The 11,032-nt window shown below is 46.7% G+C and carries 9 protein-coding genes; 5 read left to right on the top strand and 4 right to left on the bottom strand.

What is annotated here, in order from left to right; translation table 11 throughout:
- The 4 genes from VIP81_RS01825 to VIP81_RS01810 all read left to right on the top strand — a co-directional run.
- Positions 1-1,959: SusC/RagA family TonB-linked outer membrane protein (locus VIP81_RS01825; protein WP_331956771.1), on the top strand; the 1,959-nt coding region annotated here is incomplete at its 5' end.
- An 11-nt stretch (positions 1,960-1,970) separates the two neighbouring features.
- Positions 1,971-3,296, top strand: coding sequence for a RagB/SusD family nutrient uptake outer membrane protein (locus VIP81_RS01820; protein WP_331956770.1), 1,326 nt, complete (start codon positions 1,971-1,973; stop codon positions 3,294-3,296).
- A gap of 33 nt (positions 3,297-3,329) precedes the next feature.
- A complete protein-coding gene (locus VIP81_RS01815; protein ID WP_331956769.1) occupies positions 3,330-4,565 on the top strand; it encodes a TlpA disulfide reductase family protein in 1,236 nt (411 codons plus the stop codon).
- 16 nt (positions 4,566-4,581) lie between these two features.
- A complete protein-coding gene (locus VIP81_RS01810) occupies positions 4,582-5,757 on the top strand; it encodes a TlpA disulfide reductase family protein (protein ID WP_331956768.1) in 1,176 nt (391 codons plus the stop codon).
- Between the two features lie 44 nt (positions 5,758-5,801).
- Here VIP81_RS01810 and VIP81_RS01805 read toward each other — a convergent pair whose 3' ends face one another.
- A complete protein-coding gene (locus tag VIP81_RS01805; RefSeq protein ID WP_331956767.1) occupies positions 5,802-6,530 on the bottom strand; it encodes a hypothetical protein in 729 nt (242 codons plus the stop codon).
- A gap of 195 nt (positions 6,531-6,725) precedes the next feature.
- Between VIP81_RS01805 and VIP81_RS01800 the strand changes: the two genes are divergently transcribed.
- Positions 6,726-7,142, top strand: coding sequence for a hypothetical protein (locus VIP81_RS01800; RefSeq protein ID WP_331956766.1), 417 nt, complete (start codon positions 6,726-6,728; stop codon positions 7,140-7,142).
- Positions 7,143-7,203: 61 nt separating this feature from the next.
- On the opposite strand, the gene VIP81_RS01795 is transcribed toward VIP81_RS01800, so the two are convergent.
- The 3 genes from VIP81_RS01795 to VIP81_RS01785 all read right to left on the bottom strand — a co-directional run bounded on the left by VIP81_RS01795 (position 7,204) and on the right by VIP81_RS01785 (position 10,966).
- Positions 7,204-8,451, bottom strand: a complete 1,248-nt coding sequence (locus VIP81_RS01795) for an amidohydrolase family protein (RefSeq protein ID WP_331956765.1) — start codon at positions 8,449-8,451, stop codon at positions 7,204-7,206.
- 10 nt (positions 8,452-8,461) lie between these two features.
- Positions 8,462-9,517: a TlpA disulfide reductase family protein gene (locus VIP81_RS01790; protein ID WP_331956764.1), complete on the bottom strand. Its 1,056-nt coding sequence runs from the start codon at positions 9,515-9,517 to the stop codon at positions 8,462-8,464.
- A gap of 63 nt (positions 9,518-9,580) precedes the next feature.
- Complete coding sequence (locus VIP81_RS01785) at positions 9,581-10,966, bottom strand: RagB/SusD family nutrient uptake outer membrane protein (protein WP_331956762.1); 1,386 nt, start codon at positions 10,964-10,966, stop codon at positions 9,581-9,583.
- Positions 10,967-11,032 lie beyond the last annotated feature (66 nt).

Genomic DNA, 11,032 nt, shown 5'->3' with positions numbered 1-11,032 from the left:
GAAAGATACACGGGCCGCCTGGACGTTACCCAGCAAATCAATGACTGGCTCAAGGTAAACGGTAACATCAACATTACCCAGTCTGTCAGAAAGAATATGAGCAACCCTATCGTCTCTGCTTTCAATGCCCGCCCGGATACCCCGGAAGATCCTGTCCTCAATCCCGACGGATCACTGGGTTATTATGTAGGCCAGCAACAGCATCCGCTGGGCGTAATGATGGATAATAATAACAAAGATAAAAACAATGTATACCTGGGTAGTTTATCAGCAGACGTAAAGCTGTTCAAAGACCTCTCTTTCCGCTCCTCTTTTAACGCTACCAAATTCAACGATCTCAATAACATCTTCTATCCTGCCACCGGCTACCTGGGCGCTTTTAACAAAGGTACCTTCAAAAATACAGGTATAGATAACTTCTCTTATAACTTCGATAACTACTTCACTTATATAAAAAGAGTAAGTCATCTGGGTATCAATGCTACCATGGGCTATACCTTTTATAACAACGAACTGAATACCTTCGGGTACGATCTCAACGGCTTTCCGAAAATTGATGGTATTACCGGCGGCGGCTCAGGCGCCGCTTATGGCAGCAGTTCAAGTATCGGCAGTTACAATACTAACTACAAAGAAGTATCTGATGCATATTTCCTCCGCGCCGGCTTCGACTGGGAAGGGAAATACCTGCTCAATGCCTCCATCCGCCGCGATGGTTCTTCCAAGTTAAATGCTGATCACCGCTACAACTGGTTCCCTTCCATTTCAGGAGGCTGGGATATTGCCCGCGAAAATTTCCTCGCCGGCAGCAAATTCATCAACCAGTTAAAAATCCGCAGCAGCTACGGTATGAGCGGCAATATGCGCGCGGTAAATTACTACGACGCACAAAATCTGCTCGCGGCGACTGCTTACATGGGCAATTCCGCACTGCAGCTCAATACCATTGGTAACCCCGACATACGCTGGGAACGCACCAAACAGGTAGATGCGGGTATAGACGTAACATTGCTCAACAACAGACTCACGTTCACTGCAGATTACTACAACAAAACCACCGATGGTTTAATGAGCAGTAATAATATCCAATATATCTATGGCGCATCCACTATTCCGGATAATATCGGAACGATCCGTAACAAAGGCATAGACCTGGAACTGGCTGTCAGCAGCCGCCCCGGCGCCGCCTTCTCCTGGAAAGTGGAAACCAATATGAACGTAAACCGGAACATGCTCGTGTCACTGAAAGACTCCCTGACCACTTATGGCGCTTTTGTGTTTGGAGGCCCCATGACCAAAGCCAGAGTAGGACAATCACTCGGCTCGGTGCAGGTATATGAATCAATGGGCGTAGATCCGCAAACTGGCGACATGATCTATAAAGATCAGAACAAAGATGGTAAATGGGATGCCAATGATATGATTACCATACCCGTAGCCATCCCCAAATTCACCGGCGGTACCAATATTACCCTGGGTTACAAACACTTCACGGTTTCCGCCTTATTCAACTATGTGGTGGGCAGTAAAGTATATGACTTCTACGAGCAAACACTCCGCAACTATGATATGGACTACTACGGTGTAATGCCCAATAAATTTGACATCATTAACAAACGCTGGAAACAAAAGGGAGATATCACAGATGTGCCCAGAGCGATTGTAGGTCAACATGGCGCCGGACAAACCACCGACTGGAACTCCCGGCCTTCCACCCAGTTTATCTATGATGCCTCTTACGTACGCCTTCGCAATCTGATGGTGAGCTACGAATTACCAACAGTGCTACTCTCCAAAGTAAAAATTACACGGGCACGTATCTACGCATCGGCACAAAATGTATTTACCATCACCAACTACCTCGGATTCGATCCGGAAGCAGCCAGCAACACCGGTATTGTCAGCACTAACCTGCCCAACCCACGTGCTGCCGTTATAGGTATAGATCTTTCATTTTAATCTGCCAACACATGAAACAACATACTTTATTACATATCGCGGCGATCATCACCATCGGCTTATCTGCCTGCAGCAAGCAACTGGATGAGGTAGATCCCAATACCAAGATTGCCTATTCGCAACTAAATCAAAACAACCTGCCGCTGTTGATCAATGGCGCCAAACTGTCCCTGACCAACAACAATGCGTTTTACCTGTATTACGCGATGCAGGATATTATGAGTGACGATTTTCAATCGCTGACCTTTCCTAACTATGAGGGTAATAATATTCCATCTAATGACGGCACGGTGGCAACGGTGTATAAACAGCCCTACCAATGCATTGCCAATGCTAATGTGGTGATCCAGTATGCGCCACAGTTTCCCGGCGACAGCAATGTGACCGCCGCCCTCGGGGAAGCCTACCTGCTCAGGGCTTTTTCTTATATGATACTCACGGAATCTTTTGGTGATGTGGTTATTGTAAATGGAACCGAAGATCCGAAAAGCCACCCTGCACGCAACCCGTTAGCAGAAGTAAATCAGCAGATTGAAGCAGATTTGAAAAATGCCGCCGATCGGTTACCTGCATATACCAATTCTACCATTGGATCTAAACAAAGTGCACAATTACTGCTGGCCCGCTTCTACCTGAACCAGGGCCGCAACGACGAAGCACTGACCATGGCCAACAACGTGATCAGTTCCGGCAAATTCAGCCTGCAGTCCAATTTTGGAGATATTTTCAAATCATCTGTCAACAGCTCCGAAGCAGTTTATAAAGTTAACGAAACAAGTACCAGCACCAACTATGGCATGCCTGCTGTATACGGACAAGGCGGTACCGGCCAGGCCGGCTCCGGCAATACCTGGGCCGATAGTATGCTCGTTAAATCATATGAACCAGCAGATATCCGCCGCAGCTTTTTCGTTCGCACCAAAGGCGCATCTATTTTAGACTCCGTGTACTTCCTCAGCAAATTCCCGCAGGAACTCACCCCTTCGTATGTGGTATGCCGTTATAGTGAAGCTTTCCTCATTGTGGCTGAAGCAAACGCCCGCAAAGGTGTTGTAGATGTAACTACCTACAATCAACTGCGCAGCGCCCGTAAAGCCAGCACCATTAATAACACTGACTTTGCTAATCCGGCTGCTTTCCTCGCCGCCATCGAACAGGAAAGAAGAAGAGAATTTATCGGAGAAAGATTAAGATGGAGCGATATGAAACGATTTGGTAAAATAAACGACTGGCTGGCGTCATTCGGACAACCCACTTCACATGTTCTGATGCCACTGCCTTCCAGAGATTTATTCATCAATCCAAACCTGGCGCAAAACGCCGATTACAGCAGATAAAAACGGAAACCAATTATATTTAAACTAATCACGATGAAAAAAACAGTCTTAAAATTTTGCACACCGCTGATGCTCCTGGCTGCACCTGCAGCCCTGATGGCGCAACAAAACAAAATAGTGAAAGCCATCACCGTACACGGTAGTGTGGAATTCACTGATCCAAAACAGCCGGTTAATAAAGTCTTTCTGTCAAAGGATAACTTAAAAGGAAAAGCGGAAGTAGTAGATTCCTGCGTGGTAGGTAAAGACAATACCTTTTCTTTCAACATCAAACAAGACCATCAGGGCATCTACGTGATCAATGCCATGAACTGGGACCGCGCTACCTTCTGGAGCGATGCCGATGTAAATGTGGCCATGAGAGGTTATGACACCGCACGTTACAAGGTTAAAATACCTCATTACAATTATGTAAACGGGTCGTACGACAATAACTTCATCAACCTTCGTGAGCTCAACAGTGAACTCAATTACCGCCGCATGGTAGATGAATACAATATGGAATACTATTCCAAAAAAGCGACGGATACTACCTGGTATGGCTATATGAAAAATACCAAAAAGTATAACCCGCTGAACGAAGATTATAAAATGCGTGAAGAGGTGCTGACAAAGGCTTACGCCGACCGTCCGGTAATGGTGTATGCTATCCGTGGTATGGCAGGTACAGAAGCAGGTGAAAAATACGATAAAGCCATGAAAATGCTGGATCTGCTGATCGCCCGCTATCCGTGGTTAACAGAAGCAAAAGATTTAAAACAAACCATCATCACCAACAAAGCACAGGCGATGCGCCTGAAAACAGGTCAACCGATGCCATCAGTGAAATATCCTGATGCCAATGGTCAACTCGCAGGACTGGAAAAATACAAAGGCAAATACCTGCTGGTAGATTTCTGGGCAAGCTGGTGCGGACCTTGCAGACAAGCCATTCCTAAAGTAAAGGAACTGTATGCAAGTTATAAAGACAAAGGATTTGAAGTAGTAAGCATTTCCATCGACACGGATAAAAACGCATGGAAAAAAGCCATGAAAGAAGAAGAAATGCCATGGGAACAAATGCTGAGCGACAACAAAGATAAAACCATGGAACAATTCCAGTTCTCTGGTATCCCTACCATGTACCTGGTGGATAATGAAGGTAAAATCATAGAACGTTTCACCGGCTACAGCGATGAAGCAGCTACTAAAATAAAAGAAAGTCTGAATAAAGGTGTAAAAGCTACACCAGCAAAACAGGCCGCTTCTATTCCAATGACCAGTTTCTAAATTTCATACACCAACCATGAAGAAACAGATCCTGATAATGGCCGGCAGCTTGCTGCTGGCCTCTTTCAACCTGGCAACAGCACAAAAAAGTTATAAGATCGTCGCTAACATCAAAGGTCAGGGCGACTACCGCCTGAGCTTAACGTATGTAACCGCAGAGGGACATAAATTGGATACGGTGATTTCCCGCAACGGCGATCAGTTCACTTTTACCGGCAACGTAAATGAACCGGTGATAGCGACTTTCGTTTCCCGCCATCCTGCCAGCAGATTTGAAATGGTGAAAGGCGGTATGTTCATGCCGGCCCCTAACCTGGAAATTATCCTGTCGGATAAAACCAATATCCAGGTGTCCGGCAACGCGGAAGAATTATTCAAAGCCACTGTAAAAGGCGATAAAGCGAACGAAGAAATGAATGCGTTCCGCCAAAAGGAAATGCCGTTAGTGGCACAGGTATGGGAACTGCGCAAAAAAGCAGCAGGCTTACGCAAGCCGGAAGACAGTACCGCTAAAAAAGCAGCCACTGCTGAAATGCTGGCAGTGAACGATCAATTAACGGTAATGCGCAAACAGTTCGTGGCCAATCATCCCAAATCATTTGTGAGCATAATGCTGCTCGCCAGACTGCAAAGTGATTACGATGCAACAGCATACGAACAGGCTTTCAATAAACTGAGCGATACCTACAAAGGCACCTACCTGGGCAAATACCTGGCCTCCCGGATTACCGGCGCCAAAGCCACCAGCGAAGGGGCAATAGCTATCAACTTCACCAAAAAAGATAATCACGGAGAGCCGTTCACGTTATCTTCCCTCAAAGGAAAATATGTATTACTCGACTTCTGGGGCAGCTGGTGCGGTCCTTGCAGGGCTAGTCATCCTCATCTGAAGGAAGTATATGCAAAATATAAAGACAAAGGGCTGGAAATAGTAGGCATCGCCGATGAAAAAATCAGCGACCTGAAAGACGCAAAAGCCGCCTGGCTAAAAGCCATTCAGGATGATGGTATCAACTGGATACAGGTGCTTAATAACTATGACAAAGCCACTACCGACCTGGCCATGGCATATGGTATCACAGGTTTCCCTACTAAAATACTGCTGGATAAAAACGGTAAAGTATTATTTAAATTAGTAGGTAACGGCGGTGATGAACTGGATCAGAAATTAAAAGCAGCACTGAACTTATAAAAAACAGGGTGTACCAGGTTAGCGGTACACCCTTATCGTTAGCCCTACTTCACTGGTTTTAATTCCAGCACTTTCACCTGCAACGGCGCCAGTTCTATGGTAATCGCCGCATCACTATCCATCTCTCCCGCGGTCACTTCCTCTATTACATTATAAGCGGTAAACTTAGTACGGTAATCCTCCGGCAGTTCCAGCACCTCTTTCAACCGGAAAGTAATTTTTTGGGTATTGGCAGATGGATTCCTCCACGTCAGCGTTCCCTCCTTATGATTCCATGCCGCAAAGCCATATATTGCTGCTTTACCGGGGTCACCACCTATCCAGTGTACATCGGATAAAACATCCCGGTGCCTGTCGGACCACTTCATGGCTTTCGCCAATACATTCCAGCCAGCAGCACTCATCAGGTGCGGATTAATATACAACTCCTGCATCCCCGTACCGTTACCAAAAAACGACCAGATATCTTCTGCAATACCGGCATCGTCATTGGCAAAGGAAGCGCCTACTCCATTTTCATTATTCACTACAATACCGTGATACATCAGGGCATTGAGCGGATATAAGCGGGCGCGTTGCACTATATTTTTATATACTTCCGCATCACGGTAGTTGATCCATTGTTGTCTTTTAGTACCCGCGCCCTGCATACCCATATCTTCGCCGGCGCGCCAGATGGCATCCCCATAGTTAAGCCAGTAAGGAGGAGGCCAGGTACCCACGGTGAGATTAAAAAACAGGTCAGATTTTATTTTACGCAGATCGGTGATCACGCGTAAAAAGGCTTCTATGTCTTTGGGATTTTAACCGGAAATACTGACACAAACGATTGCGTGAATTAAAACAACCGATAGCAAACACCGGTAATAGCACCCGCTTGTCCTGATTTACCACTGTATTTGTCGCTTTCACACCGTATGAAGAGCATATATCCTTGTTACATTTACGGTACATCAAAAGCCGTCCACATGGAACCATATACTTTGCAGCACGACATAGAAGTCTTTTATGTGAAAGCCACCTCCTTTCCAATGGGGATTACACCGGCCTTTGACAAGCTGAAGGCATTACTGCCCGATATGGATGGCAGAAAACTATATGGTATCTCCCGTCCGGAGGGTGGTCATGAAATCGTTTACAGGGCAGCTGTAGCCGCTCAATCACCCGGAGAGGGGGCTAAGTATGGCCTGGAGAGTTTTATGATCAGGAAGGGGATTTATATGAGCGAAATACTAACTGATTATGCACAGCACCTGCAGGAGGTAAGTCCAACGTTTGACCGGCTGCTGCAAACACCCGGGCTGGACCCGCAGGGGTATTGTCTGGAAGATTACTTCAATGAAAAAGATGTACGTTGTATGGTGCCGATAGCTGTTAGCTTTTAGCTTTTAGCTTTTAGCTTTTAGTAAATGCAGCGGAGATGAGGCGCTGCATTTACTAAAAGTATTAACGCAATACCTTGCCTCTTTTAATCACCATTGCCGGTGTAAACAATGTAGCGATATTCGTGTAAGGGTCTGCGTTAGTTACCAGCAAATCTGCACGTTTGCCTGCACGCACCAGGCCGCGGTCGTGTAAACCGGTAACAGTAGCGCTGTTGATCGTAGCGCTCTCAATGGCTTCTGCGGCGCTGAATCCACATTTGCTGATCAGCAGTTCCATTTCAGATTGCAATGGCACCGCTTCATTTTTTTCCGGATAAATCCAGTCGGTACCGGTTACCACTTTCACGCCTACACGATGTGCGATGCGGGTAATCGTCAACGCATTCCACATTTTATTATTCGATGCATGAAAAATAGTAGGGTCCAGGAAAATTCCCTTCTGCTGCATGCCCTGCAATAATTTCACCTGTACCGTTGTATCCAGTGTAAAGCCTTTTTTATACAGTTGCTGCCAGGCTTCATGGAATCCCAGCGTATCGCCTTTCATTTGTTGAAAACAAAGATCCGCCGCATGTGATAAACTGTTCACACCTGCCGCTACCCCATCTGCCGGCTTGGCCGGAAACACGGTGCCATGGCTCCAGACCTGTATGCCTTGTGCATGTGCTGCTTTGGTAATCGCCGCTATTTGTTTTTTTGTGAGATCCGCATATACTTTAATGCCACTTGCGCCCGCACCTTTGGCTTCGGCAATGGCTAACCGCAGATCCGCTTCCGGTGTAATGGCGCGGTACCAGGGCGTGGTGCCCAGATCATTATCCTTCCGGGACCCCATCTGCATCATCGCAAAATAACCCGGTCCCGCAAACTGTGCGGCATAAAAAATATCTGGTCCGGCCAATTGCCCCGTGGCAATTTTCCGTTTGTATTCTGCCAGGAAAATAGCATCTCCTGCCATATCCCGCACACTGGTAATGCCATGCCGGAGCATGTTTTGCAGGATGCTGTCTGTTTTGAGATGAATACCTTTCTGGTCATTCATATTCAGGGTACCCAGGTGTACATGCGCATCCATCAGACCCGGTGTAATAAACTGACCGGTGCAATCTATCACCGTTAATTTTTCATCAGGCACGGTGCCATCGTAGATTACTTTTTCGATCATCCCTGCACGAATCAGCAGGGATCCTTTGCGGGGTGATACTGTTGCATCACCGTCTATAATTGTAGCATCTTTTAGCAACAGCTGCGCACGGGTATAATGCCCGAAGCCCAGCAGCAGGGCTAACAGTAATAAGCATGGTTTCATAAAACGAAAATTATAATTTTTCGAGGTCGGATATTTCAACATGTTGCTGAATAATGGTCCCCTTTTTATCTATCAAAAAAGTAGCGGGCAGCGATTGTACTTTATATTGTTTTACAAATTCACTCTTCATGCCTTCTTCACTTCTTAACTGTGTCCACGGGATTTTATCGGCGGCTACGGCTTTTTCCCACAGCTCTTTTTTCTCATCTACAGAAACAGATACGAAGCCAATTCCCTTCTTACGCATCTTTTCGTACAGGGGTGCCAGTTTGCGGTTAGTGGCGCGGCAGGGTGTACACCAGGACGCCCATACATCGAGCAATACATACTGATGCTGGTCTAACAGGCTATCCAGGGTAACGGTATTACCGGCAATAGCAGGCAACGTAAAAACAGGCGCTTTTTTGCCGGTCATGTTAAAAGCGGCAGCAGCGGTTTGTTTATCACGTAACAGGCTATACGTAGTTTTAGCGGCAGCCTGTTGTGCAAATACCGGTACTAGTTTTTCCAGATCAGCGGGTGACCACGCAAAGGCATAGTAGTGGCCCATCCAGGCGCCTGCCAGATTCCCTGCATTCGCCAGCGTAAAAGCCAGTCTGGCACTTTGCACCTTTTCTGCATAACGGTTGCTTTCGGTATTCGCGGTTAACTTTTCCTCTAGGTTGGCCGCTTTTTCATATTTGCGCCCCCATTCATTCCATGCCTTTTCATCCGGCTTCATCGCCTTTTCAAAATCTTCCCATTTCTTTTGTAACCCACCACCGCTGATTACGACCTGTGTATCTTTGGTCATGCTGATGGTTACTGTCTCTCCTTCTTCCAATAACACCGCATTTACATAAGGCTTACGGAGCTGCACGGAATATACAGCCGCACCGGCGGGCAACGTGTAGGTAAAGGAATCGCCGGAGAGCCGTAAGGTATCTATCAGTTGTCGCGAAGGCCATTCCCGGTAAATGGTCACCTTTTCATTGTCGTGGTGCAGTGCAGTAGAAAATTTCAATTGCTGTGCATGCAGCTCCGCTTTTATCAGGAGCAGGGATGACAGGTAGTATAAAAACTTCATACAGATCTTTTAAAAAAAATGGCTGACTAAAAAAAGCTTTAGCCAGCCGGGATGACAAGGGTATTACCTTGGATTTTGTATAATGGCTGGGTTTATGCGTATGATTTTTGGCGCTATCTGCAACAGGTAACGGGCATCGTTGGCTGGCAGCGCATAACTAACGCCTTTATAGATACGTGTCAGGTCCTTTTTAAAACGGGGGTCATGGTTCAGGCGCTTCAGGTCAAACCAGCGAAGGCCATGATACATCAGCTCCCTTCTTCTTTCTGCCAACACCTGTACCAGTGCATCATCTGCGGTTGCAGCGGTAAGGTCCGCGTAATCGGCGGCCTTGAAACGTTTCTGCCGCAGGGTATTGAGCAGGCCCATCGCTTCGTCTTTACCATTGTTGCGGGCCAGACATTCTGCCTTTATCAGCATCATCTCGGGAACGCCTATACTGTAATTAATATAGTTGGCGATATAGTCGGGATAAGGACTTGGGCTGGGTGTTCCTTTCGAAGTGAGTCGGGTAAAGGTATATACATAGCGCAAATCTTTCTCCCCTAAAATATTCAGCAGGTCCGGATGAATCAAAAATCTCGTGATGACACCGCTAAAACTATTGGTAGTGGTGTAAAGATTTTCCGGATTTGCATCTACGGCAGGCCGCCCTGTTACCGCTCCGGTAGGCTTTGCAGGATTGGGATAGCTGAACGTATTATAATCCAGCAGTGTGCTTTTCAGTGCCAGCGCTGCATCCGCGGCCTGCTGCGCGGCGGCATAGTTGCCCATGTATAAGTATACCCTTGCCTGTAACGCATAAGCAGCCGCTTTACCTGGATGTATATAGTTTCTGCCCATCACCGGCAATCCACTTTCGCCGATCGCCTCGTTCAGGTCTTTGATTACCTGGTTATATACTTCCTGCACAGTAGCCCTGAATGTTTTTGCTTCCAGGTCCGGTACCAACAGGATAGGTACTGCCAGATCAGTACCAGCAGTGGCTGCCTGATAATCGTTGCCGAACAAATTGGCCAGGTGGAAGTAATGGTAAGCCCGGTGTATTTTGGCTTCTGCTGTCAGGCGGCTCACATCTTCCGGTGTACCTCCGGTAGCAGTGCCTATCTTAGACAGCACCAGGTTACAGTTATAAATATTACGGTAGCTGCTATTCCATTCTGCATCGTCATCCGTTTCCCGGAACAAATCTTTCGTCCACAAATAAGCTTTGGCAGTGCGGCTGTCGTTCATGCCCGACAGCAGGCTATCGTTTAAGAACAGGTCGTCTGTCATATACTCTTCGTTGCCATAAGCGGCATCCGCCATCAGCGGATCGTTCATGAACAATTCATAGTCCGCCACGGTTTGAGGCAGGAACTTGCCCTTTGGAGTTACCTCCAGAAATTTTTCACAGCTGCTGGTCAGCAGTGCTATGATGAGTAAACAGTAGGTCGTTATTTTTTTCATCACCAATATTTTTACAGTTCAACACGAATCGTAATCGTTGTTACTTTTGGTTCCGGTAAATAATAG

Origin of the sequence: Chitinophaga sp., from assembly GCF_036566945.1 — a bacterium.
GTDB lineage: Bacteria > Bacteroidota > Bacteroidia > Chitinophagales > Chitinophagaceae > Chitinophaga.
This window is presented reverse-complemented; position numbering and strand designations above follow the sequence as displayed.

What these genes read in the sequence shown, in the direction of transcription:
- VIP81_RS01820 (WP_331956770.1), top strand. Translation starts at nt 1,971, where the DNA reads ATGAAACAACATACTTTATTACATATCGCGGCGATCATCACCATCGGC.
- VIP81_RS01815 (WP_331956769.1), top strand. Translation starts at nt 3,330, where the DNA reads ATGAAAAAAACAGTCTTAAAATTTTGCACACCGCTGATGCTCCTGGCT.
- VIP81_RS01810 (WP_331956768.1), top strand. Translation starts at nt 4,582, where the DNA reads ATGAAGAAACAGATCCTGATAATGGCCGGCAGCTTGCTGCTGGCCTCT.
- VIP81_RS01800 (WP_331956766.1), top strand. Translation starts at nt 6,726, where the DNA reads ATGGAACCATATACTTTGCAGCACGACATAGAAGTCTTTTATGTGAAA.
- VIP81_RS01795 (WP_331956765.1), bottom strand. Translation starts at nt 8,451, where the DNA reads ATGAAACCATGCTTATTACTGTTAGCCCTGCTGCTGGGCTTCGGGCAT.
- VIP81_RS01790 (WP_331956764.1), bottom strand. Translation starts at nt 9,517, where the DNA reads ATGAAGTTTTTATACTACCTGTCATCCCTGCTCCTGATAAAAGCGGAG.
- VIP81_RS01785 (WP_331956762.1), bottom strand. Translation starts at nt 10,966, where the DNA reads ATGAAAAAAATAACGACCTACTGTTTACTCATCATAGCACTGCTGACC.